The organism is Anaerostipes rhamnosivorans (genome assembly GCF_005280655.1).
In the GTDB taxonomy this organism is placed as follows: domain Bacteria; phylum Bacillota; class Clostridia; order Lachnospirales; family Lachnospiraceae; genus Anaerostipes; species Anaerostipes rhamnosivorans.
Genome location: NZ_CP040058.1, coordinates 2,055,802 through 2,079,110, shown reverse-complemented (window position 1 = coordinate 2,079,110; position 23,309 = coordinate 2,055,802). Strand labels below are relative to the sequence as shown.

General features: G+C 49.5%; 23 protein-coding genes. 21 read left to right on the top strand and 2 right to left on the bottom strand.

Going from position 1 to position 23,309, the window contains the following annotated elements; translation table 11 throughout:
• Positions 1-52: 52 nt before the first annotated feature.
• On the bottom strand, positions 53-316 hold the full coding sequence (rpsT, locus tag AR1Y2_RS10325; RefSeq protein ID WP_330554859.1) for a 30S ribosomal protein S20: 264 nt from the start codon (positions 314-316) through the stop codon (positions 53-55).
• Between the two features lie 195 nt (positions 317-511).
• Between rpsT and gpr the strand changes: the two genes are divergently transcribed.
• The 5 genes from gpr (at position 512) to hemW (ending at position 6,801) form a co-directional block, all read left to right on the top strand.
• A complete protein-coding gene (gene gpr, locus AR1Y2_RS10320) occupies positions 512-1,375 on the top strand; it encodes a GPR endopeptidase (protein WP_137328868.1) in 864 nt (287 codons plus the stop codon).
• Between the two features lie 9 nt (positions 1,376-1,384).
• A complete protein-coding gene (spoIIP, locus tag AR1Y2_RS10315; RefSeq protein ID WP_137328867.1) occupies positions 1,385-2,500 on the top strand; it encodes a stage II sporulation protein P in 1,116 nt (371 codons plus the stop codon).
• A 51-nt stretch (positions 2,501-2,551) separates the two neighbouring features.
• Complete coding sequence (locus AR1Y2_RS10310) at positions 2,552-3,781, top strand: right-handed parallel beta-helix repeat-containing protein (RefSeq protein ID WP_137328866.1); 1,230 nt, start codon at positions 2,552-2,554, stop codon at positions 3,779-3,781.
• An 82-nt stretch (positions 3,782-3,863) separates the two neighbouring features.
• Positions 3,864-5,675 carry a translation elongation factor 4 gene (lepA, locus tag AR1Y2_RS10305; protein ID WP_137328865.1) on the top strand — a complete coding sequence of 604 codons (1,812 nt, stop codon included), beginning with the start codon at positions 3,864-3,866 and terminating at the stop codon, positions 5,673-5,675.
• On the top strand, positions 5,665-6,801 hold the full coding sequence (gene hemW, locus AR1Y2_RS10300) for a radical SAM family heme chaperone HemW (protein WP_137328864.1): 1,137 nt from the start codon (positions 5,665-5,667) through the stop codon (positions 6,799-6,801). The genes lepA and hemW overlap by 11 nt, the downstream gene beginning before the upstream one ends.
• Here the strand turns inward: hemW and AR1Y2_RS10295 are convergent.
• Positions 6,796-7,674, bottom strand: coding sequence for a S8 family peptidase (locus AR1Y2_RS10295; RefSeq protein WP_137328863.1), 879 nt, complete (start codon positions 7,672-7,674; stop codon positions 6,796-6,798). The genes hemW and AR1Y2_RS10295 overlap by 6 nt on opposite strands.
• 327 nt (positions 7,675-8,001) lie before the next feature.
• Here AR1Y2_RS10295 and AR1Y2_RS10285 point away from each other — a divergent pair, with 327 nt between their 5' ends.
• The 16 genes from AR1Y2_RS10285 to AR1Y2_RS10210 all read left to right on the top strand — a co-directional run bounded on the left by AR1Y2_RS10285 (position 8,002) and on the right by AR1Y2_RS10210 (position 23,215).
• Positions 8,002-8,220 carry a hypothetical protein gene (locus AR1Y2_RS10285; protein ID WP_002604486.1) on the top strand — a complete coding sequence of 73 codons (219 nt, stop codon included), beginning with the start codon at positions 8,002-8,004 and terminating at the stop codon, positions 8,218-8,220.
• A 128-nt stretch (positions 8,221-8,348) separates the two neighbouring features.
• Positions 8,349-9,293, top strand: a complete 945-nt coding sequence (locus AR1Y2_RS10280; protein WP_002604485.1) for a DUF6017 domain-containing protein — start codon at positions 8,349-8,351, stop codon at positions 9,291-9,293.
• Positions 9,294-9,329: 36 nt separating this feature from the next.
• Entirely contained in the window at positions 9,330-9,803 is a 474-nt protein-coding gene (locus AR1Y2_RS10275; RefSeq protein ID WP_002604484.1) for a PcfB family protein, read from the top strand.
• Entirely contained in the window at positions 9,800-11,581 is a 1,782-nt protein-coding gene (locus tag AR1Y2_RS10270) for a VirD4-like conjugal transfer protein, CD1115 family (protein ID WP_002604483.1), read from the top strand. The genes AR1Y2_RS10275 and AR1Y2_RS10270 overlap by 4 nt, the downstream gene beginning before the upstream one ends.
• A gap of 67 nt (positions 11,582-11,648) precedes the next feature.
• On the top strand, positions 11,649-11,864 hold the full coding sequence (locus AR1Y2_RS10265; protein ID WP_002604482.1) for a Maff2 family mobile element protein: 216 nt from the start codon (positions 11,649-11,651) through the stop codon (positions 11,862-11,864).
• 85 nt (positions 11,865-11,949) lie between these two features.
• Entirely contained in the window at positions 11,950-12,801 is an 852-nt protein-coding gene (locus AR1Y2_RS10260; protein ID WP_003502113.1) for a VirB6/TrbL-like conjugal transfer protein, CD1112 family, read from the top strand.
• Positions 12,802-12,811: 10 nt separating this feature from the next.
• Entirely contained in the window at positions 12,812-13,360 is a 549-nt protein-coding gene (locus AR1Y2_RS10255; protein ID WP_002604480.1) for an MT-A70 family methyltransferase, read from the top strand.
• A gap of 1 nt (position 13,361) precedes the next feature.
• Entirely contained in the window at positions 13,362-13,754 is a 393-nt protein-coding gene (locus AR1Y2_RS10250; RefSeq protein ID WP_002604479.1) for a PrgI family protein, read from the top strand.
• Positions 13,714-16,110 carry a VirB4-like conjugal transfer ATPase, CD1110 family gene (locus AR1Y2_RS10245; RefSeq protein WP_002604478.1) on the top strand — a complete coding sequence of 799 codons (2,397 nt, stop codon included), beginning with the start codon at positions 13,714-13,716 and terminating at the stop codon, positions 16,108-16,110. The genes AR1Y2_RS10250 and AR1Y2_RS10245 overlap by 41 nt, the downstream gene beginning before the upstream one ends.
• The gene (locus AR1Y2_RS10240; RefSeq protein WP_002604477.1) at positions 16,107-17,063 is read left to right on the top strand and encodes a DNA-methyltransferase; all 957 of its coding nucleotides are present in this window, start codon (positions 16,107-16,109) and stop codon (positions 17,061-17,063) included. Before AR1Y2_RS10245 ends, AR1Y2_RS10240 begins: the two co-directional genes overlap by 4 nt.
• A complete protein-coding gene (locus AR1Y2_RS10235; RefSeq protein WP_002604476.1) occupies positions 17,060-19,030 on the top strand; it encodes a C40 family peptidase in 1,971 nt (656 codons plus the stop codon). The genes AR1Y2_RS10240 and AR1Y2_RS10235 overlap by 4 nt, the downstream gene beginning before the upstream one ends.
• A gap of 13 nt (positions 19,031-19,043) precedes the next feature.
• A complete protein-coding gene (locus AR1Y2_RS10230) occupies positions 19,044-19,766 on the top strand; it encodes a phosphoadenosine phosphosulfate reductase domain-containing protein (protein ID WP_002604475.1) in 723 nt (240 codons plus the stop codon).
• A gap of 6 nt (positions 19,767-19,772) precedes the next feature.
• Entirely contained in the window at positions 19,773-20,039 is a 267-nt protein-coding gene (locus AR1Y2_RS10225; RefSeq protein WP_002584965.1) for a DUF4315 family protein, read from the top strand.
• Entirely contained in the window at positions 20,029-20,778 is a 750-nt protein-coding gene (locus tag AR1Y2_RS10220; RefSeq protein WP_002584964.1) for a DUF4366 domain-containing protein, read from the top strand. Before AR1Y2_RS10225 ends, AR1Y2_RS10220 begins: the two co-directional genes overlap by 11 nt.
• A complete protein-coding gene (locus AR1Y2_RS10215; protein WP_002584963.1) occupies positions 20,775-22,850 on the top strand; it encodes a type IA DNA topoisomerase in 2,076 nt (691 codons plus the stop codon). Before AR1Y2_RS10220 ends, AR1Y2_RS10215 begins: the two co-directional genes overlap by 4 nt.
• On the top strand, positions 22,847-23,215 hold the full coding sequence (locus tag AR1Y2_RS10210) for a cysteine-rich VLP domain-containing protein (RefSeq protein WP_002584962.1): 369 nt from the start codon (positions 22,847-22,849) through the stop codon (positions 23,213-23,215). The genes AR1Y2_RS10215 and AR1Y2_RS10210 overlap by 4 nt, the downstream gene beginning before the upstream one ends.
• Positions 23,216-23,309 lie beyond the last annotated feature (94 nt).

Below are 23,309 nucleotides of genomic sequence, written 5' to 3'. Positions count from 1 at the left end.
AAGCAATAAAAAAAGAGCTGACGGTTGGCTCTTTTTTTGCGGTATTTTTAAATTAAGCTACGTTGTTGACAGCTTTTGTTAAACGGGAGATTTTTCTTGCAGCAGTGTTCTTGTGGTAGATTCCTTTGGATGCTGCTTTATTGATCTCTGAGATGCATGCTGTTAAAGATTCATTTGCTGCAGTTTTATCTCCTGCTGCGACAGCTGCTTCTACTTTTTTAATATATGTTTTCACTTTCGTTTTGATCGCTTTGTTTCTTTCTGTTTTTGTGTTGATTACAAGAATTCTCTTCTTTGCAGATTTAATATTTGCCAATGTGGGCACCTCCATATAATAATTGTACTTATCTTTTCGTTCGGTGTTTATATCGAAGCGAGACACGGTATAGCTTCTATAAACATACTTCTCTATTTTATAGAAATCTATCCGTTCTGTCAATGCAAAGTTACCTGTTTTTACATATTTTTTTGGTTTCTTTTCATACTAAGGACAGGAAGAAAGGAGAATAGGATGCAGAACAGAACAGATTTAGCGTTAGAATTGAAGGAAGAAGCAGAGGAAGAGTCCAAATTAAAAGGTGTCTCCATGAAGACTAGGATTGATGCTTCCAATCATATCAGGGAGACAAGGATTACCATAAAAGATAAAGAAGGCGAACAAGTGCTCGGAAAGCCTATGGGCCAGTATATTACCATAGAGACGAAGGATCTGTCAGCCAACGACGGAAGCTACCACAAAGAGATGAGCGAGGCACTGTACCTGAATTTAAAAGAGATGATCCCAAGAAATGCAAAGGTGTTTGTGGCGGGACTTGGCAATTCTGATGTGACAGCGGATTCTCTGGGCCCAAAGGTGGTGGGTAATCTCTGGATCACCCGCCATCTGAAAAGAGAGGGGTATTTAAAGGATGCCATAGAATTGAGCGCCATTGCCCCTGGAGTGATGGCACAGACAGGCATTGAGACGTCGGAAGTACTGGAAGCGCTGGCAGAAAAGATCAAACCGGATCTTTTGATCGTTGTGGACGCCCTGGCGGCCAGGAGTTCATCCAGGCTTAATAAAACCATCCAGATCAGTGATACCGGTATCGCGCCTGGGTCTGGAGTGGGCAATCACCGAAATGAGATCACAGAGAAAACAGTGGGGATCCCAGTCCTTGCCATTGGAGTTCCGACGGTCATTTCAGTGCCTGCTATCATCAGTGATATTGTGGGAAATGAAACAGACAATGGGGATATCCTGGAGATGCTGGATGAAGACTTTGCATCCATGCATGTGACACCAAAAAACATTGATGAATCTATCAAGCGCATCAGCTATACGATTTCCGAGGGAATTAATCATTTACTGCATAATCATATAAAAGCTGAATAAAATGATGATATGGGGAAAAAGAAAAGAGCAGCAGGATGTGTTTTGTTTGCTGTCTTCATCATCATGGGAATCCGCTATTTTTCTGGGCATCCGGACATGGTGTCCACTGCGGTCCAGAACTATTATCTAAAAGCGGTGAATGAACTGGTCCCGTCCTACCACAGCGGCGGACAGCCGATTTACGGGTCGGTGCTCAATAAGATCATAACGACCTACAGGAATGACATTGTCCCGTCCATCTGTTTCAGTGAAAATTATTCCCAGGTCAAAAGTTCCGATCTGGTGACCAATCAGTTCTACGACCTGGAGGGAAACGAGCAGAGCGGAGTCCATGTGGAAGAGGTGCCGGTCAAGAAGACGGTGTTTAACAGCAAGAAATGGAACAATCCCAATTATTTAAGAAAATATATTTACCAGGTAGACAGCACTACCATGGTTACCAACAGTGAGATCAACGGAAAGGTTCTTTTAAATAAGGACCTTTCCCTGAAAAAATCCAAGGAACCGCAGATCTTGATTTTTCATACTCACGGCAGCGAAGCGTACAAGGACAGCAGGAAAGGAGAAAAGTCAGACACTGTCATCGGAGCCGGAGATGTTCTTACAAAACTCCTGGAAGAGCAGTATGGGATCAAGGTGATCCACGACAGGGGAATTTATGATGTAAAGAACGGAAAAGAAGACCGGTCCAAAGCATATTATTATGCGGCCGCAGCCGTAGAAAAATATCTGAAGAAGTATCCGAGCATCCAGGTGGTGATCGATCTGCACCGGGACGGTGTGAAAGAAAGCACAAAGCTTGTGACAAAACAAAACGGGGTGGAGATGGCCCAGTTTATGTTCTTTAATGGTATCAGCCGTACTGCCAAAAACGGAGATATCAAATACCTGAAAAATCCAAATAAAAAAACAAACCTGGCATTCAGTCTGCAGCTCCAGGCGGAGGCGATGAAGAAATATCCCGGACTTACAAGAAAGATTTACATCAAAGGATACCGGTACAATCTGCACTACAGAGGCAGGAGTCTTCTGATCGAGCTGGGAGCCCAGAATAACACGGTGAAGCAGGCAAAGAATGCAATGAAACCGCTGGCAGAAATTCTAAATGATGTATTGTTTCCATAGAGAATGTGCTATAATAAAACAGACAAAACAGTAAGATTAAGGGAGATACATATGAATAAGAAATGGATACAATTTATTACAGGGGCAGCACTTGTCACCGGCCTCCTGGCAGCTCCCGGGCTGCCGGAATCAGTACAGCAGGTAAAGCAGGTAGAAGCAAAAGGAAAAACTTACACCATCACGCCAAAGTCAAAGCCAAAAAAGAAAAATTATCTCAAGTCCAACAAGTATACGAAGTATACAAAGAACTATTACACGTTGAGAGACCGGCTGGAATCGCTTGAGAAGAGCAAGGGCGGAACAATCATTTTCAAGAAGGGTACCTATACATACACTAACGCAGTGTTTGTGCCGTCCAATGTAAAGATCATCTTCCAGGACGGCGTAGTGATCAAGAAAGGTTCCAAGACCGGGGCAAGAAGCCTGAAACCGTCTACCTCCATCTTCCAGCTGGTAAAGCCCAGCAAGAGCAAGAAAAAGAAGGTATACGGCAAATATAACGGAACCAAGAATGTTACGTTTGAAGGGCAGGGCAATGTGACCATTGACCTGAAGTATTTTAATAAAGGCATTGCAATCATAGCCGGACATAATAAGAACATCAAGATCAATAACATTAAGTTCCGTAATATGAAAAACGGACACTTTATTGAGATGGATGCCAACCAGAATTCTTCGGTGACCAACTGCAGTTTTTCCAACGCCAAAGGAGACATGGTCAAGGAAGCGATCAATCTGGATACGCCGGATAAAGCCACTAAGGGATGGTCACAGCCGTGGAGCAAGTACGATAAGACACCGAACATGAACGTGACCATCGACCGGTGTTATTTCAGCAATATGGGAAGGTCCATCGGCACCCATAAGTACAGCGGCGGCAAATACCACACCAATATCACCATCAGCAACTGTACTATGAAGGGCATGAAGAAGGATGCCATCCGCATGATGAACTGGAAGTCGGCAAAGATCACCGGCAATGTCATCTCTGGAACAAAAAAAGGAAATTACCGTGCGATCCTGGGATCAGGCGTTTACTATCCGGTCATCAAGGACAATAAACTGGTGAATTTTGACCGTGCCATCCAGTTTATGGCCTGGAAGAACAAAGGGCCGGGAAGCGGATATAAGACTATATACAATAAGTTCTCAGATTACAGCTACCAGTGCCTGAAGCAGAATCAATGCTCCGGCGTCAGAGAAAACTTTGTCAGGATCAACTGGAGATACAACGATTTTGCTACAAAGCATTCAAAAACCATCTATCTGGAAACGTTTTAGGAAAGAAAAAGGTTGAAATGGACTTTCAGCCTTTTTTTTGCTATACTGAATCGAATATCTTTATTTGTAACAGGAGGAATCTATGGCAGTCGATCAGAGTAAAATCCGCAATTTTTGTATTATTGCGCATATAGATCACGGAAAGTCCACGCTGGCGGACCGGATCATTCAAAAAACAGGAACCCTCACGGACCGGGAGATGCAGGAACAGGTGCTTGACAATATGGACCTGGAGCGGGAGCGGGGGATCACCATCAAATCACAGGCTGTCCGCATCGTCTATAAGGCGAAAGACGGAGAAGAGTATATTTTTAACCTGATAGATACACCGGGACATGTGGACTTTAACTATGAGGTTTCCAGAAGCCTGGCGGCCTGCGAGGGGGCTGTCCTTGTGGTGGATGCCGCACAGGGCATTGAGGCACAGACTCTGGCCAATGTTTATCTGGCTCTGGATCATGATCTGGAGATCATGCCGGTCATCAATAAGATCGACCTTCCAAGTGCAGAGCCGGAGAGAGTGAAGACTGAGATCGAAGATGTGATTGGAATCGAGGCTGAGGATGCACCTCTGATCTCAGCTAAAAACGGCATCAACATAGAAGATGTGCTGGAGCAGATCGCAGCTAAGATCCCAGCGCCGTCCGGGGACCCTGAGGGACCTCTACAGGGCCTGATCTTCGACAGCATCTATGATGCCTACAAGGGTGTCATTATATTTGCAAGGATCAAAGAGGGAACCATCCGGCCGGGAACAAAGATGAAGATGATGGCATCGGGCGCAGTGGCAGAGGTGGTAGAAGTAGGGATTTTCGGTGCGGGTCAGTACATTCCGGCAGAAGAGCTGAGCGCCGGCATGGTAGGATATGTGACAGCCAGTTTAAAGAATGTCCATGATACAACAGTGGGAGATACGATCACAGATGCGGACAACCCTTGTGCTGAGCCGCTTCCGGGATATAAAAAGGTAAACCCTATGGTGTTCTGTGGACTCTATCCCACAGACGGAGCCAAGTACCCGGATCTCAGGGATGCCCTGGAAAAACTGCAGCTAAACGACGCATCCCTGCAGTTTGAGCCTGAGACATCGGTGGCTCTCGGATTTGGGTTTAGGTGCGGATTTTTAGGCCTTCTGCATCTGGAGATCATCCAGGAGCGCCTGGAGAGAGAATACAATCTGGATCTGGTGACCACTGCGCCGGGTGTTGTCTACAGGGTGTACAAGACGGACGGAACGATGATTGAGCTGACAAACCCGTCCAACCTTCCGGACCCGTCCCAGATCGATTATATGGAAGAACCCATCGTATCTGCGGAGATCATGGTGACATCTGACTATGTGGGAGCTATTATGGGACTCTGCCAGGAGCGCAGAGGCGTGTATATCGGAATGGAGTATATCGAGGAAGGACGAGCTGTCTTAAGGTATGAGCTGCCGCTCAATGAGATCATCTATGACTTTTTTGACGCTCTGAAATCACGTTCCAGGGGATACGCATCATTGGATTATGAGATGAAGGGATACCAGCAGTCAGAGCTTGTAAAACTGGATATCCTGATCAACAAAGAAGAGGTGGACGCGCTGTCCTTTATCGTCCACGCTGAGACAGCCTATGAGCGCGGAAGAAAGATGTGTTCAAAATTAAAAGAGGAAATACCGAGGCATTTATTTGAGATCCCGATCCAGGCGGCAGTGGGAAGTAAGATCATTTCTAGAGAGACAGTTAAAGCCATGAGGAAGGATGTCCTGGCCAAGTGCTACGGCGGTGATATTTCCAGAAAACGAAAGCTTCTCGAAAAACAAAAACAGGGAAAGAAGCGGATGCGACAGGTGGGAAATGTTGAAATCCCTCAGGAAGCGTTTATGAGCGTGCTGAAGTTAGATGAAGACTAGAGAAATAGAACTGTATCTCCATATTCCGTTCTGCAAAAGAAAATGCAATTATTGTGACTTTTGTTCGTTTCCTGCTGGAGATGGACAGATCAAACGATATATGGACAAACTAAAAGAGGAAATCCGTTACTGGGGAGATCGTTATCCGGACCGGACGGTGAGCACGGTATTTATTGGAGGGGGAACCCCCTCCCTGGTCCCGGCAAAACAGATAGAATCTTTGATGGATACCGTCAGAGGTTCTTTTTCCTGTACCAGGGACATGGAATGCAGCATAGAGGCCAACCCTGGCACGGTCACAAAAGAAAAGCTTAAGACATACCAAAGTTCTGGCATCAACCGGATCAGTTTCGGACTCCAGAGTGCAAGAAAAGAAGAGTTAAAGATCTTGGGAAGGATACACAGCTTCGAGGACTTTGTCTCAGGATTTCATATGGCAAGAGAATGCGGATTTGAGAATATCAATGTGGATCTCATGAGTGCGCTTCCTCTTCAGACGATGGAAACCATGGAACAGACCCTTACAAAGACCGCAAAGCTGAACCCAGAACATATATCTGTCTACAGCCTGATCATAGAAGAGGGAACCCCCTTTTATGAAGAGAAAGGGATCGGGGATCTTCTGCCCTCAGAGGATGAGGATGCAGCCATGTATGAGAGAACCGGGGAACTGCTTGACACTTTTGGTTACAGACGGTATGAACTGTCCAATTATGCAAGGCCAGATTTTGAGTGCAGGCACAACTGCGGTTACTGGGCTGGAACTCCGTACCTGGGACTTGGACTTGCTGCATCCTCCTATTTTGAGGGGAAACGTTTTTCAAATCCTTCCTGTATGGATGAATATCTTTTCATCCAGGATCATGGCAGATATTTCGCCGAAGCAGAAATGCTTTCCCGGAAGGAAGAGATGGAAGAGTATATGTTTTTAGGCCTTCGGATGATCACGGGGATCACAAAAACAGCATTCCTAAAACGGTTTGGCATCAGCATTCTTGATGTCTACGGAACACCAATCCGCGAGCTTACTAGAAAAGGACTGCTGAAACAGGATACTGACAGGATTTGGATTCCAAAACAGGCCCTGTTTCTGAGCAATCAAGTGATGGTAGAGTTCCTTTTATAAATCCAGGAGTTTCTGGACATTGATCTGTCCCCAGCCCTGATGGTTTCTTGGCGTGGACAGCTTGTCACAATTGAACCGCAGTTTCATTTTTACGTCTTTGTTTGTGTAGTATGGATATCGTTCCAAAAGCAGGGCGATGGCTCCTGAAACTGCCGGAGTGGCCATAGAAGTTCCACTTTTTATACTGTGCCCGCCGTTTAAGCCGCAGGAATAAATATTTGTTCCTGGAGCCACAACGTCCGGTTTCATGACACAGGAGGACGTAGGCCCCCGGCTGGAATAATTTTTTGCGAAGCGCTGGGAACCCATAGGGCGGGCGGCATCATCGCTGGAGCCGATGGTAATGATTTTGCGGCTGTTGCCGGGAGCGGTGATGGAACCATCCCTAGGACCGTTATTTCCACTGGCAATACAGACCACAAGCCCGTCATCCCAGAGCTGGTTTACCTGCTGCACAATGGCATTGGCTGCCTCATCACTGCCGGAGGCAGGAGTGCCGATGGAAATGTTCACGATACGGATGCCGTACTGTTTGTGAAAGTGATGGATCCAGGAAAGGCCGTTTAAAAAGGTTCTCTGGTTTCCATTTCCCAGTGCGTCTAGAACTTTAATAGATATGATATGTGATTTTGGCGCGACGCCAAAGTTTGCGGACGCGGCGATCCCTGTGATGTGGGTCCCGTGTCCGTTGTCGTCATAGGGTGATGTTCTGTGATGGACATAATCTATAAATCCGGCGATCCGCTGATCAGCCGGATAAAATTCTTTATGGGGAGAAATACCGGTATCCAAAAAGGCGATTCCGATCTTATCCCCGAAGAAGCCATGTTTGTGGGCGATATCCGCATGGATCATCTGTGATATAAGCTTCATAAATACTGTCTCCTAATTAAGTGTTATATTATAAGATACGCCGGAGAAACAGAAAAGACATGAGTTTTTCTCAAATAGCTTTGGACTGCAGCCGTAGACGGCCGTCAGCCGTCCAGTCAGAATTATAAAGATATGAGGGCCGGTTGAATAATGAGGTGTGATAGCGATAGCGGCAAAAAGCTAATAAAATCAATGGTTTTGCGGACAGCGGATAGACAGGGAATGTGTTAAAAACTGAATACGCACACAAACGGCGTTACCTTAACCCCTTTGGGGGAGAAAGTAACGCCGTTTTTTTATGCCCGCAGGAAAGGAGGTGCAGCCGGAATGTATTTCACAAAGGGCAAGCAGCGGGCGTTTGAATTGCTCATGCAGCAGAAGCCGGGATTTGACCGCTATCAATCCGGTTGTGCCGGAGATGATGAAGATTGCGGCACTTGCCGTTTCTACCGCCCCGGGTGGAAATATGAGTTTTGCGTTTTCAAAGAGTGTCCCTATTGCCCCGGCAAAAGGACGCGGAAAACGCACGCCAGCATGGACAAATAGACGGGCAAAAGCCCTTGTGCCATGCGGCTTTGCAGACGCGAAAACGGCAAAGGGCATATTGCAATACCAAAACAGCCGAAAACGGCTTTCTAATTGTCCACGCATACCAAGAGAGGAAGTGAGGAAATATGGCAGTTTTCAGAGTGGAGCGAAATACGGGATATACCGTTATGAGCAACCACCACTTGCGAAACAAGGAATTGTCCTTAAAGGCAAAGGGCTTGTTGTCGCAAATGCTTTCGCTGCCCGAAGATTGGGATTATACCCTTGCGGGCTTATCCCATATCAACCGGGAGAAGATCGACGCAATCCGCGAAGCGGTAAAGGAACTCGAAAAAGCCGGATATATCGTGCGCAGCCGGGAGCGCGACGAAAAGGGACGCTTGCGGGGCGCAGATTACGTCATATACGAGCAGCCGCAGCCGCGAGAGCCGGAAGCAGCTACCAGCGGCGGACAGCCGCCTATATTGGATTTACCTACATTGGAAAATCCAACATTGGATAATCCAACGTTGGAAAAACCTACGCAGGAAAAACCTACGTTGGAAAATCCAACGCAATTAAATAAAGATATATTAAGTAAAGAACAATCAATTACTGATTTATCAAGTACCGATTCCATTCCTTTCCATTCCCTAAACCCCTTGCCCTTTGCGCATGGCGAAGCGGCTACGCCGCCGGAAAGGAAAAGAACGGAAGCGAAAAGCAATAGCGCAGTAGAGATTTACAGGGAGATTATCAAGGACAATATCGAATACGACCATCTCATTCAAAACTGCAAAATTGACAAAGACCGTTTGGACGAGATTGTTGACCTTATGCTGGAAACCGTCTGCACAGCCCGAAAGACAATCCGTATTGCCGGGGACGACTACCCCGCCGAATTGGTGAAATCCAAGTTTTTGAAGCTGAACAGCAGCCATATTGAGTTTGTTTTGGATTGCATGAGGGAGAACACAACCAAAGTGCGCAACATCAAGCAGTATCTAAAAGCGGTGCTGTTCAACGCGCCGAGTACCATTGACAGCTACTATACCGCCCTTGTCAATCACGACTTATACGGCGGCGAATGAGCATAGCCGCACTTTACCGGGAAAGGAGTTGATACCTTGCAGGAGGAAGTAACCCAAAAAACGATTGCCCTATACGTCAAAGTGGGAAAAGGCGCGGCGCGGCTTACCGAACAGGCGTTACAGAAAGCAATCCAAAAGTTTTTGGAGCAGAAAAGCAAACCCGCGCATGGGAAACAGACCATGCGGCAGCTTATGAAGCAGAACGCGGGTGTTTCCAACATCGAGATCACCGACAGCAATATTAAAGCCTTTGAGAGTACGGCGAAGAAATACAACATAGATTTTTCGCTAAAAAAGGTTAAGGGCGAGCAGACCCGTTACCTTGTGTTTTTCAAAGGCCGGGACGCGGACGTTATGACCGCAGCGTTTCAAGAGTTTTCCGCAAAGAAGCTGAACCGGGAGAAAAAGCCCTCTATCCGCAAAGCCCTTGCCGCTGCAAAGGACAAGGCGAAGCAGCTTAACGCCGCCCGCGACAAGGTAAAGAAAATGGACAGGGGGCGCGAGATATGAAGCAGATCAACTACAAAAAGCTGATACTTCCGAATATCCCCTATGTGTTCTTTGTCTATCTCTTTGATAAAGTCGGACAGGCGGTGCGGCTTGCCCCCGGCGCGGATATTTCTGCAAAGATACTGAATATCACACAAGGATTTTCCGCAGCCTTTGAAAACGCCTTGCCGAGCGTTTACCCGTTGGATTTGCTTGTCGGCATTGTCGGTGCGGTGATTATCCGCTTGATAGTCTATGTCAAAGGGAAAAACGCGAAGAAATACCGCAAGGGCGCGGAGTACGGCTCTGCCCGATGGGGAAACGCCGAAGATATAAAGCCCTACATAGACCCGGATTTCCAAAACAACATCATTTTGACGCAGACGGAACGGCTTACCATGAACAGCCGCCCGAAGCAGCCGAAGTACGCGAGAAATAAGAACGTCGTCGTGATCGGCGGCAGCGGCAGCGGAAAAACAAGATTTTTTGTCAAACCTAATCTAATGCAGCTTCATTCCTCTTACGTCTTAACCGACCCGAAAGGTACGGTTTTGATTGAGTGCGGGAAGCTGCTGCAACGGGCGGGCTACCGCATTAAGGTACTGAATACGATTAACTTCAAAAAATCTATGCACTACAACCCCTTTGTGTATATCCGCAGCGAGAAAGATATTTTGAAGCTGGTAAATACGTTGATAGCGAATACCAAAGGTGAGGGAGAAAAAAGCGCGGAGGATTTTTGGGTAAAGGCAGAACGGCTTTTGTATTGCGCGTTGGTGGGCTACATCTGGTACGAAGCCCCCGCCGAGGAAATGAACTTTATTACCCTGTTGGAACTTATCAACGCCAGCGAAGCCCGCGAGGACGACGAGGAATATCAAAGCCCCGTCGATTTGCTGTTTGCCGACTTGGAAGAACGCGACCCCGACCATTTCGCGGTGAAGCAGTACCGAAAATATAAATTGGCGGCGGGCAAAACCGCAAAATCAATCCTCATTTCTTGCGGTGCGAGGCTCGCTCCTTTTGATATAAAGGAATTGCGCGATCTTATGTCCTACGACGAATTAGAACTTGACACGTTAGGCGACAGAAAAACAGCTTTGTTTTTGATTATGAGCGATACGGACAGCACGTTTAATTTTGTTATCGCTATGCTGCAATCGCAGTTATTTAATCTCTTGTGCGACAAGGCCGACGACGAATACGGCGGCAAGCTGCCGGTTCATGTTCGCTGCCTGTTAGACGAGTTTGCAAACATTGGACAAATCCCGCAGTTTGAAAAATTGATTGCCACAATCCGCAGCCGGGAAATCTCGGCTTCTATCATTCTGCAATCGCAGAGCCAGCTAAAAGCCATTTACAAGGACGCGGCAGAAATCATACTTGACAATGCCGACAGCACCTTGTTTTTGGGAGGGCGCGGGAAAAATGCAAAGGATATTTCGGAGAACTTGGGACGTGAAACAATCGACAGTTTCAACACTTCCGAAAATCGCGGCACGCAGGTTTCTCATGGCCTCAATTATCAGAAATTGGGAAAGGAGTTGATGACACAGGACGAAATCGCAGTTATGGACGGAGGAAAATGTATTTTGCAGTTGCGCGGCGTGCGCCCCTTTTTCAGCGATAAGTACGATATAACGCAGCACCCGAACTACAAATACCTTTCCGACTTCGACAAGAAAAACGCTTTTGACGTTGAACGGTATATGTCCACCCGTCCGGCAATCGTAAAGCCCGACGAACCCTTTGACATATACGAAATAGATTTGTCCGACGAGGACGCAGCCGCCGAATAAAAACGGCGGCATTTTTATTTCCAACAACATTTTTTGAGCCGTTTTAGCGGCAGAAAGCGAGGTTTATATGGATTTTTTCAACAGCGCAGTTGACGTATTGCAGACTTTGGTAATCGCGCTTGGCGCAGGACTTGGCATTTGGGGCGGCATTAACCTCATGGAGGGGTACGGCAACGATAACCCCGGCGCGAAGTCGCAGGGCATGAAACAGTTGATGGCGGGCGGCGGCGTTGCCCTTATCGGCCTTACCCTTGTCCCGCTGCTCTCCGGCCTGTTTGGATAATGCCACAAACTAACACTACCCGCCGCGCTCTCCCGCTTCACGCGGGAGGGCGCGGGAAAGGAGGGATTAGCTTTTGATATGGCAGATGATTGAAGATTGGTTTCGCGGCATTTTGACAGACGGAATACTCTCTAATCTCTCCGGGCTGTTCGACAGCGTAAATACAGAGGTTGGAGAAATCGCAACGCAAGTCGGCACAACCCCCGCCGGGTGGAACGCGGGCATATTCAATATGATACGCAGCCTATCGGAAAACGTCATTGTGCCGATTGCGGGCGTTATCATTACCTTTGTCATGTGCTACGAACTAATCCAGCTTGTAATTGAGAAAAACAATCTGCACGATCTCGACACTTGGATTTTCTTCAAGTGGATTTTCAAAACCTTTGTTGCGGTGCTGCTGGTAACAAATACTTGGAACATCGTCATGGGCGTATTTGACATTACACAGAGCGTCGTCAACGACAGCGCGGGCGTTATCATATCCGACACAAGCATAGATATTGCAACCGTTATCACCGATATAGAAGCAAAGCTGGACGCTATGAGCGTCGGCGGGCTTTTGGGGCTATGGTTTCAATCACTCTTTGTGGGGCTTACCATGAAAGCGTTGTCTATCTGTATCATGCTGGTGGTGTACGGGCGCATGATTGAAATATACCTTGTAACGAGTATCGCCCCTATCCCCGTTGCGACAATGGTAAATCGTGAATGGGGCGGCATGGGACAGAACTACTTAAAATCCTTGCTTGCCCTCGGTTTTCAGGCTTTTCTAATTCTTGTGTGCGTCGGTATTTATGCGGTTTTGATACAGACAATCGCAGCAACCGATGACATATCCGGCGCGATCTGGTCTTGCATGGGCTATACCGTCCTCTTGTGTTTTACGCTTTTCAAAACGGGAAGCCTTGCAAAATCCGTATTCAGCGCGCATTAAGGGGGTGCAGATGAAGAAATACAAAATCATTTACGCCGATCCCCCTTGGAGATACGCGAGAAGCAAGGTACAGGGCGCAGCGGAAAAGCACTATCCCACTATGAGTATTGAGGAACTTTGCGCTTTACCCGTCAAAGAAATTGCGGATAAGGACTGTATTTTATTCCTATGGGCGACGTTCCCGCAGCTTAAAGAAGCGTTGCAGTTAATCAAGGCTTGGGGATTTACCTATAAATCCGTTGCCTTTGTATGGTTAAAGCAAAATCGGAAATCGCCCACTTGGTTTTATGGCTTGGGCTTTTGGACGCGAGGAAATGCGGAAATCTGCTTGCTTGCTACCAAAGGACACCCGAAGCGACAATCAAACAAGGTACATCAATTTATTATTTCCCCTGTTGAGCAGCACAGCAAAAAGCCGGATATAACGCGGGAAAAGATACTTGCCCTTATGGGCGACCTACCGCGTATTGAACTGTTTGCAAGGCAGCATACCCCTGGTTGGGACGTATGGGGAAATGAAATCAAAAGCGACATACGGTTTGCCGGAAAGGAGGTTTGAAATGGCGTATGTAACCGTCCCAAAGGATTTAACCAAAATCAAGAGCAAGGTAATGTTCAACCTTACCAAAAGACAATTACTCTGTTTCGGCGCGGCGGTGGCTATCGGGCTACCGCTATTCTTTTTGACAAAGGACAGCGCGGGAACGACAACGGCGGCTTTGTGCATGGTGCTTGCCATGCTGCCCATGTTCCTACTCGCTATGTACGAGAAGAACGGGCAACCGCTGGAAGTGATTATACGGCAATTTGTGGAAGTGAAGTTTCTTCGCCCCAAAGAGCGACCTTATCAGACCAACAATTTTTATACCGCCCTTGCGCGGCAGGAGCGATTAGATAAGGAGGTACGGGCGATTGTCAAAGGAAAAGGGAAAGACCCAAAACAAAAAGCGTAAACTTACGCGGCAGGAAAAGAAACAGATCGACGCGCTTATCCGGCAGTCAAAGGGCGACGGGAAGCCCCATACGGCGCAGGACAGCATACCGTTTGAACGAATGTATAAGGACGGGATTTGCCGCCTTGCAAACGGGCGGTATTCCAAGTGCATTGAGTTTGAAGATATTAACTATCAGCTTGCGCAGCCGGACGACAAGACCGCCATTTTTGAAGCCCTTTGCGATATGTATAACTCTTTTGACGCTTCTATCAGTGTGCAGCTTTCCTTAATCAGCCGCCATGCGAACAAGGAGGATTTCAAGAGCAGTATCACGATTGCCCCACAGAATGACGACTTTGACAGTATCAGAGCCGAATACACCGAAATGCTGCAAACACAGCTTGAACGCGGCAACAACGGGCTTATCAAGACAAAGTTTCTCACCTTTACCATTGAAGCAAAAGATATTAAATCGGCGCGGGCGCGGCTTGCCCGTATCGAAACGGACACCCTCAACCATTTTAAGGTGATCGGCGCGGCGGCGCGGGTATTGGACGGGAAGCAGCGGCTTGAAGTGCTGCATGGGCTTTTCCACCCGGACGGGGAACGCTTCAACTTTGCGTGGGAATGGCTACCCGTAAGCGGCCTTTCCGTCAAAGACTTTATTGCCCCGTCCTCTTTCCGTTTTGGCGACGGGCGAATGTTTCAAATGGGCGGGAAGTTTGGCGCGGTTTCCTTTTTGCAGATTGCCGCGCCGGAACTTTCAGACCGTATGCTTGCCGACTTCATGGAAGCGGAAAACGGGATTGTCGTCAATCTGCACATTCAGAGTATCGACCACAACGAAGCGATCAAGACGATCAAGCGGAAAATCACCGACCTTGACCGTATGAAAATCGAGGAACAGAAAAAGGCAATCCGCAGCGGCTACGATATGGATATAATTCCGTCCGACCTTGCCACCTACGGCGGCGAAGCGAAAAACCTTTTGCGGGATTTGCAGAGCCGGAACGAGCGAATGTTTTTGCTTACGCTGTTAGTTTTGAATGTGGCAGACACAAAGCAGAAATTGGACAACGACGTATTTCAGGCCGCAAGTATCGCACAGAAATACAACTGTATGCTCACCCGCCTTGACTACCGGCAGGAACAGGGGCTTATGTCCTCTATCCCATTGGGCGAAAACCTAATCCAAATCCAGCGGGGCTTGACGACTTCCAGCACCGCCATTTTCGTCCCCTTTACGGTACAAGAGCTGTTCCAAAGCGGCGAAGCGTTGTATTACGGCTTAAACGCATTATCGAATAACATGATTTTGTGCGACAGGAAAAGGCTGAAGAACCCTAACGGCTTGATACTCGGCACACCCGGCAGCGGCAAGAGTTTTTCGGCAAAGCGCGAGATCACCAACGCTTTTCTCATTACCGCAGACGATATTATCATTTGCGACCCGGAAGCGGAATATTACCCCCTTGTGGAACGGCTGAAAGGGCAGGTTATCAAGGTTTCGCAGAACAGCACGCAGTACATTAACCCGATGGATATAAACCTCAATTACAGCGAGGGCGACACGCCCATAGCCTTAAAGAGCGATTTTATCCTTTCCTTTTGCGAGTTGATTATGGGCGGCAAAAACGGGCTGGAAGCGGTTGAAAAGACTTTGATTGACCGCGCCGTTATCAGCGTGTACCGCAGCTACCTTGCAGACCCGAAGCCGGAGAATATGCCGATTTTGGGCGACCTCTACAATGAAATCAAGAAGCAGCCGGAAAAGGAAGCGCAGCGTATCGCGTCGGCATTGGAACTCTATGTAAATGGCAGTTTGAACGTGTTTAACCACCAAACAAACGTTGACATTCACAACCGCCTTGTCTGCTTTGATATTAAAGAACTCGGCACCCAGCTACGAAAACTCGGTATGCTCATTGTCCAAGATCAAGTTTGGAACAGAGTTACCATAAACCGCAGCGAAGGCAAGGCGACGCGGTACTATATCGACGAGTTTCATTTGCTGCTCAAAGAGGAACAGACCGCAGCGTACAGCGTTGAGATTTGGAAGCGTTTTAGAAAATGGGGCGGTATTCCGACAGGTATCACCCAAAACGTGAAAGATTTGTTATCGTCCCGCGAGGTGGAGAACATTTTTGAAAACAGCGATTTTGTGTATATGCTCAACCAAGCCCAGGGCGACAGGGAAATCCTTGCAAAGCAGCTTAACATTTCGCAGCAGCAAATGACCTATGTAACCCATTCCGACGCGGGCGAGGGGCTTATCTTCTATGGCAACGTGATTTTGCCCTTTATTGACCGTTTCCCGCAAGATACGGAACTCTATCGTGTAATGACGACCAAACCCGGCGAGGTGTCGGCATGAGGATAGAAATGGACAAAATCTATTGCGGCGACAGCTTGCAGGTGCTTCAAACCTTGCCGGAAAATGCAGTTGATTGTTGCGTAACGTCCCCACCCTACTATGCCTTGCGGGACTACGGCGCAGACGGGCAGATCGGACGGGAAGCAACGCCGGAGGAATATGTTTCCCGTATTACGGCGGTATTCCATGAGGTAAAGCGGGTGCTTACGCCGGAGGGTACTTGTTGGCTGAATATCGCGGACACTTATTGCGGCACAGGCAGCAAAGCCGACCACCAAGACCCCAAATACCCCAAAGGCAGGAACGGGCAGCAAGTGGCGTTTAACCACCGCGCCCCCGGCTGCAAGCCCAAAGATTTAATTGGTATTCCGTGGCTTGTAGCCCTCGCCTTGCGGGGCGACGGTTGGTATTTGCGCAGTTCTATCATTTGGCACAAAACAAACCCCATGCCGGAAAGCACGCGGGACAGGCCGACCCGCTGCTATGAATATGTGTTTCTGCTTACCAAGTCAAAGAAGTATTATTACGATTGGCAAGCAGTAGCCGAGCCGATAGCCCCCACAACGGCGGGGCGGCTGAAAAGCGGAGTTAGCAAAGGAAATAAGTATAACGTTACTGTTCCGGGGCAAAACCAACCGCAGAAAATCAACCGCCCCCGCGAAAAGGGCGCATACGCCGACGAGTTGATTTCTCCCGTCCGCAGCCGCCGCAACGTTTGGCAGATTAACAATGTCGGCTATCATGGCGGGCATTTCGCAGCGTTCCCGCCGAAACTTGCGGAAACGTGCATTTTGGCGGGCTGTCCCATCGGCGGGATTGTCCTTGACCCCTTTTTCGGCAGCGGCACGACGGGCATGGTAGCAAAACGGCTTAACCGCCGCTATATCGGCATTGAGTTAAACCCCGACTATTGCGAACTTGCAAAACAGCGGATTGGAGGTGATGAAGATTGAGCAAGGAACTGAAAGCCCCCGACAAGGTAACGCAAAAAATGACCCGCGACGGTGCGGTTGCGGAAAACCTCACGACGGGCGAAACGTCCAGTATCAGCGAAAGGCCGCAGGAAGAAAACTATTCAGCCCCCGCAGGGGTGGCAGCGGAAAAGGTTGTGCAGCATATCGGCGCAGAGATTGAGCGACACGCAGCAAAAGGCGCGGAGAAAAAAGCCCTTGACGCGACGCAGCCTAAAACCCATTCTTCCCGCTTGCAGTTTTCCGAAGCGGAACGGGCAACGCCGGAACTTCAAAAAGCGATCAAGAAATCGGATAAGGCGGCAGACTGTTTAGACGCAGCGCGGGCGGCTATCCCCAAGCAGACCAAAATCAAGAAAGAGCGCGTTTTTGACGAAGCGAAAGGCAAGGCAAAGACGCGCCTTTCCTTTGAAAAGACGGATAAGCCCCCAAACGGCAAGTTGCGGCATAACCCCTTATCCCGTCCGGCACAGGAGTTAAACAGTACCGTACATGGGAAAATCTACGAGGTAGAGAAAGAAAACGTCGGTGTGGAAAGCGGGCACCGGGTAGAACTTGCCGGAGAGAAAGCGGGCGGCATGGCGGCGCGGGCAGTTAAGGGCGGCATACGCCGCCATAAGCTGAAACCCTACCGGGCAGCGGCGGCAGCGGAAAAACAAGCGGTAAAGGCAAACGCAGATTTTCTCTATCAAAAGGCGTTGCACGATAACCCCGCGCTTGCGCACTCCAACCCCATTTCCCGTTTTTGGCAGAAGCAGCGCATTAAAAAGCAGTATGCAAAAACGCTGAAAGCGGGCGGCAAAGCGAAAAAAACCGCTGAAGCCACCGCAAAGGCGGCGAAGAAAACCGCGCAGGAAACCAAACGGGCGACGTTCTTTGTTGTCCGGCATTGGAAAGGCTGCTTGATTGTGGGCGGGATTGCCTTTATCGTGCTGCTGCTTTTCGGCGGGCTGTCCTCTTGCTCCCTCTTTGGCGGCAACAGCGGCAGCGGCTTGATTGCGTCGTCCTATCTCTCCGAGGACGCGGATATAACGGGCGCGGAAAGCGCGTATGCCGCTATGGAAGCCGAGTTACAAGATATGCTGGACAATATCGAAAGCGAATACCCCGGCTATGACGAATACCGGGTAAACGCGGACGAGATCGAGCATGACCCCTATGTGCTAATTTCTATCCTTTCCGCGTGGCATGAGGGCGTGTTTACACTCGATGAAGTGCAAAGCACCCTTGAAATGCTCTTTGAGAAACAGTATATCTTGACGGTCGAGGAAGAAGTACAGGTACGCTACCGCACCGAAACAAGGACGGACAGCGAGGGCAACCCCTATACGGTTGAAGTCCCCTATAACTATTACATTCTTCATGTGGATTTGGAAAACTTCAACCTCTCCCATGTCCCCGTTTACATCATGGGCGAAGAACAGCTATCCATGTACGCTATGTATATGTCGTCGCTGGGAAACAGACCCGACCTTTTCCCGCAATCCGGCTATGTGTCTAAATACTATGAAAACCCGCCCGCCGATTATGAAGTACCCGCCGCGCTGCTGGGTTCCGATGAAAAGTTTGCGCGGCTCATGGAGGAAGCAGATAAATACGTCGGTTTTCCCTATGTGTGGGGCGGCAGCACCCCGGAAACCTCTTTTGATTGCAGCGGCTTTGTGAGTTATGTGTTGACGAACAGCGGCCTATACAATACGGGCAGACTTGGGGCGCAAGGGCTTTACAACATCTCAACCCCTGTTTCTAACCCGCAGCCGGGGGATTTGGTGTTCTTTACGGGTACATACGACACCCCCGGCGTTTCCCATGTGGGGATTTATGTGGGCGAGGACGGGGACGGAAGCCCCGTCATGCTGCATTGTGGCGACCCTATCCAGTATTCAAAGCTGGACACCAGCTATTGGCAATCCCACTTTTACGCCTACGGGCGGTTAAATTACAATTAAAAGGAGTTGAAAAATGAATATTGTATCTTTTGGCGGCGGCACGAATAGTGCCGCCTTACTTATTGGCCTATACAAGCACAAAATCCCGATTGACCTTATCACCTTTGCCGATACGGGCGCGGAACACCCGCATACCTATCAATTTATCGAGATAATCAATCAATGGCTTGCGGAACACGGTATGCCGCAGATTACCGTTGTGCAGTATGTTGACCGCTACGGCAACCGCCTATCTCTTGAAACCGAGTGCTTGCGCTCTCATACGCTCCCGTCGATTGCCTACGGGCATAAGCGTTGTTCGCAGAAACACAAAATCGCACCGCAGGAAAAGTTTTGCAACCACTATGCGCCTTGCCGCGAAGTATGGCAGCGCGGCGAGAAAGTCAACCGCTATATCGGCTATGACGCGGGAGAAGTGAAACGGTATGAACATTCCCGCAAGTACAACGAAGCCGACAAAAAATATCATAACCGCTACCCCCTCATTGAAGAATGGGGCTGGAACAGGGACGATTGTATCCGGGAAATCAAAGCGGCAGGATTGCCGCAGCCGGGTAAATCGTCCTGTTTCTTTTGTCCGAGCATGAAGAAACAAGAGATTTTATATCTCAAAGAACACTATCCCGATCTATTTAACCGGGCGGCGACTTTGGAAGAAAACGCTATGCCCTATCTTAAAACCGTTAAGGGATTGGGGCGCAGCTATTCATGGAAAGAACAGTTTGGAAAGGAGTAAATGACTATGGCGAACACGAAACTTGACCGTATCGAAAGGGATATTGAGAAAACGAGGGCAAAAATCCTTGAACAGCAAAAGAAGCTGAAAGACCTTGAAGCGCAGAAAGTCGAGGAAGAAAACGCGCAGATCGTGCAAATGGTAAAGGCGGTACACCTTGACGGGACGCAGCTTGCCGCGTTCCTCTCCGCTTACGCCAGCGGCGAAATCACCTTGCCGCAGCCGGAAGCCACTTACCCCGCCGAACAGGAGGACAACGACAATGAAGAATAAAAAGATAATCCGAAAGTTTACCGTATTGCTTGCCGCACTGGTTATCATGTGCGGCTTTTCTGTTACCGCTTATGCGGGCGGTGGCGATGAAAGCGACGACACGCCTACCCCCGTAACCGAGGAAACCCCCGCGCCGGAAACCGAGCCGGAAGAAACGACGGGCGGCTATGAGCCGCAGCCCCTTACCCCGGACGGGAATATGTCCCTTGTGGACGATATAACGGGTGAAGCGTCCGGCGACAAGCAGTTTATCACCGTCGTTACCAAAAGTGGCAACTATTTTTACATCATCATTGACCGCGCCGAGGACGGGGAAAATACCGTCCATTTCCTTAACCAAGTGGACGAAGCGGATTTAACCGCCCTTATGGAGGACGGGCAGACCGAAGCCCCCGTTTGTAGCTGCACCGATAAATGCGTTGCCGGAAGCGTCAACACCGCTTGCCCGGTTTGCAGCGTCAACATGAGCGAGTGCGCGGGTGTGGAAGCCGAGCCGGAGCCGGAAGAAACCGAGCAGCCGCCGGAAGAAGAAAAAGGCGGCGGCATGGGTATTCTGCTTGTCGTGCTGCTTGTTGCCGCAGCGGGCGGCGGCGCGTTCTACTACTTTAAGATTTTGAAGCCCAAAAAGGACGCGGCGAAAGGCAGCAGCAGCCTTGACGACCTTGATTTTGACGAGGACGACGAGGAAACGGAAGTAGTCGAAACCGAACAGACCGAGCAGGAGGACGATAATCTATGAAACTTGTAATTGCAGAAAAACCGAGCGTCGGGGCGGCGATTGCCGCCGTTATGGGCGCGAATGAAAAGCGCAGCGGATATTTTGAGGGCGGCGGCTACCTTGTGTCGTGGTGTATCGGGCATTTGATTAGCCTTGCAGACGCGGCGACCTACAATGAACAATTCCGTAAATGGAAGTACGACGATCTTCCCATTGTCCCGCAGGAGTGGCAGTTTATTGTTGCCAGCGGCAAGGAGCAGCAGTTTTCCATTCTCAAAGACCTTATGCACCGCAGCGACGTTACCGAGATTATCAATGCTTGCGACAGCGGGCGCGAGGGGGAACTCATTTTCCGCTTTGTCTATGAACAGGCGAATTGCAAAAAGCCCTTTTCCCGCCTTTGGATTAGCAGCATGGAAGCAAGTGCAATCCGCGAGGGCTTTTCAAATCTCAAAGACGGGCGCGGCTATGACAACCTCTATCAATCCGCGCTTTGCAGAGCAAAGGCCGATTGGCTCATTGGCATTAACGCGACCCGCCTTTTCTCTATCCTCTACCATAAAACATTGAATGTCGGCAGAGTGCAAACGCCCACCCTTGCTATGCTGGTAAACCGCGACTATGCAATCAGCAGCTTTAAGAAAGAGAAATATCATGTCGTCCGGCTGGACGTTGGCGGCGTTGCCGCCCTTTCCGAAAGGCAGGACGACGAAGCGGCGGCGCGGCAGATGAAAGCGGCTTGCGAGAAATCGCAGGCCGTTTGTACTTCCCTTAAAAAAGAGAAAAAGACCGCAGCCCCGCCGAAACTGTTTGACCTCACCGCCTTGCAGCGGGAAGCAAACCGTTTGTATGGGTTTACGGCGAAACAGACCCTTGACTATGCGCAAGCCCTTTATGAAAAACGGCTTTTGACCTATCCCCGCACCGACAGCAAATATATCACTTCCGATATGGAGGGCAGCACAAAGGAACTTATCACCGGCCTTTGCGCTGCTCTCCCCTTTATGCAGGGCGTGAAGCTGCAAGCCGACCTTGCGAGGATTTGCGACAACAGCAAAGTAACCGACCATCACGCCATTTTGCCGACAGCGGAGTTTGTGAAAACGGGCTTTTCTTCCCTTGCCGAAAGTGAGAAAAAGCTAATGACCCTTGTGTGCGCAAAACTGCTTTGCGCCGTTGCCGCGCCCTATGAGTATGAAGCGGTTACGGCGGTTTTCACTTGCGGCGGCTATACCTTTACCGCAAAGGGCAGGACGACGCTTTGCGAGGGTTGGCGCGAGATTGAAAGACTATCCCGCGCCGCGTCCGGGGAACAGGACGAGGACGCAGAGCCGGAAGCGGTTTTACCCCCGCTTGCCGAGGGGCAGACCTTTGACAATCCGGCAGCGGAGATCTCCGAACGTTACACGCAGCCCCCAAAGGCATTTACCGAAGATACGTTACTTTCGGCTATGGAGAGTGCGGGAAAGGAGGACACGCCGGAGGACGCGGAGCGCAAAGGGTTAGGCACCACCGCGACGCGGGCGGGTATCATTGAAAAACTCATTAGCGCGGGCTTTGCCGAGCGCAAGGGCAAAAAGCTAATCCCCACAAAGGACGGGTATAACCTTGTCGCTATTCTGCCCGACAGCCTTACGTCCCCGCAGCTTACGGCAGAATGGGAAACGCGCCTTACCGGGATTGCAAAGGGCAGCGACAGCCCCGCCGACTTCATGCGCGGGATTGAGGAAATGACAGCGGGGCTTGTCAAGACCTATTCCGCGATTTCCGAGGATAAAGCGAAGCTGTTTACCCCGCAGCGGGAAGCAATCGGCACTTGCCCCCGTTGCGGCGCGGCGGTTTACGAGGGCAAGAAAAACTTTTACTGCTCCGACAGGGCTTGCAGCTTTGTGATGTGGAAGAATGACCGCTTTTTTGAGCAGCGCAAAAAGGCTTTCACAAAGGCGATTGCCGCCGCCCTTTTGAAAGACGGAAAGGTAAAAATCAAAGGTATGTACTCGACCAAGACGGGAAAGACCTTTGACGGAGTTGTGCTGCTTGCCGACACAGGCGGCAAGTATGTAAACTTCCGCGTCGAGCAGAACCGAAAATGATAAGGCTTGATGAAAAGCAATACCGCGCCGTAAAGAAAATGACCCGCGCCGCTTGTGCAAACAACGATTGCGGGAATTGTCTGCTGCTGGACGACGGGGAAACTTGCGTTTGTGTGCAGAGTATCAGCTATTCGCTGCTATGCCGCTATTTCCGCGAAGCGGTATTACCCGCCGACAGGCAGCTTTGCGAACAGATCACCCGCAGCGGGGAAACCGATTTGAAGCGTTGCGCGGTATGCGGCAGCACGTTTGCGGCGGGCAGCAACCGGGCGAAATACTGCCCCGATTGCGCGGCAAAGATACGCCGCAGACAGAAAGCCCAAAGCGAGAGAAACAGGCGTTTACGGATAAAAACAACTACATAGCAAGCACAGCAAACGAGTACCCGTTTGCGAGAAATGCCCGCGCTTCCCATAGAGAGCGCGGGCATTTTGCTTGTTGGGATAGTCCCAAACCCTT

What these genes read in the sequence shown, in the direction of transcription:
- AR1Y2_RS10310 (WP_137328866.1), top strand. Translation starts at nt 2,552, where the DNA reads ATGAATAAGAAATGGATACAATTTATTACAGGGGCAGCACTTGTCACC.
- AR1Y2_RS10250 (WP_002604479.1), top strand. Translation starts at nt 13,362, where the DNA reads ATGGCGTATGTAACCGTCCCAAAGGATTTAACCAAAATCAAGAGCAAG.
- AR1Y2_RS10285 (WP_002604486.1), top strand. Translation starts at nt 8,002, where the DNA reads ATGTATTTCACAAAGGGCAAGCAGCGGGCGTTTGAATTGCTCATGCAG.
- AR1Y2_RS10220 (WP_002584964.1), top strand. Translation starts at nt 20,029, where the DNA reads ATGAAGAATAAAAAGATAATCCGAAAGTTTACCGTATTGCTTGCCGCA.
- AR1Y2_RS10255 (WP_002604480.1), top strand. Translation starts at nt 12,812, where the DNA reads ATGAAGAAATACAAAATCATTTACGCCGATCCCCCTTGGAGATACGCG.
- AR1Y2_RS10270 (WP_002604483.1), top strand. Translation starts at nt 9,800, where the DNA reads ATGAAGCAGATCAACTACAAAAAGCTGATACTTCCGAATATCCCCTAT.
- AR1Y2_RS10265 (WP_002604482.1), top strand. Translation starts at nt 11,649, where the DNA reads ATGGATTTTTTCAACAGCGCAGTTGACGTATTGCAGACTTTGGTAATC.
- AR1Y2_RS10230 (WP_002604475.1), top strand. Translation starts at nt 19,044, where the DNA reads ATGAATATTGTATCTTTTGGCGGCGGCACGAATAGTGCCGCCTTACTT.
- AR1Y2_RS10215 (WP_002584963.1), top strand. Translation starts at nt 20,775, where the DNA reads ATGAAACTTGTAATTGCAGAAAAACCGAGCGTCGGGGCGGCGATTGCC.
- AR1Y2_RS10240 (WP_002604477.1), top strand. Translation starts at nt 16,107, where the DNA reads ATGAGGATAGAAATGGACAAAATCTATTGCGGCGACAGCTTGCAGGTG.
- hemW (WP_137328864.1), top strand. Translation starts at nt 5,665, where the DNA reads ATGAAGACTAGAGAAATAGAACTGTATCTCCATATTCCGTTCTGCAAA.
- AR1Y2_RS10260 (WP_003502113.1), top strand. Translation starts at nt 11,950, where the DNA reads ATGATTGAAGATTGGTTTCGCGGCATTTTGACAGACGGAATACTCTCT.
- AR1Y2_RS10210 (WP_002584962.1), top strand. Translation starts at nt 22,847, where the DNA reads ATGATAAGGCTTGATGAAAAGCAATACCGCGCCGTAAAGAAAATGACC.
- gpr (WP_137328868.1), top strand. Translation starts at nt 512, where the DNA reads ATGCAGAACAGAACAGATTTAGCGTTAGAATTGAAGGAAGAAGCAGAG.
- spoIIP (WP_137328867.1), top strand. Translation starts at nt 1,385, where the DNA reads ATGGGGAAAAAGAAAAGAGCAGCAGGATGTGTTTTGTTTGCTGTCTTC.
- lepA (WP_137328865.1), top strand. Translation starts at nt 3,864, where the DNA reads ATGGCAGTCGATCAGAGTAAAATCCGCAATTTTTGTATTATTGCGCAT.
- AR1Y2_RS10225 (WP_002584965.1), top strand. Translation starts at nt 19,773, where the DNA reads ATGGCGAACACGAAACTTGACCGTATCGAAAGGGATATTGAGAAAACG.
- AR1Y2_RS10295 (WP_137328863.1), bottom strand. Translation starts at nt 7,674, where the DNA reads ATGAAGCTTATATCACAGATGATCCATGCGGATATCGCCCACAAACAT.
- AR1Y2_RS10280 (WP_002604485.1), top strand. Translation starts at nt 8,349, where the DNA reads ATGGCAGTTTTCAGAGTGGAGCGAAATACGGGATATACCGTTATGAGC.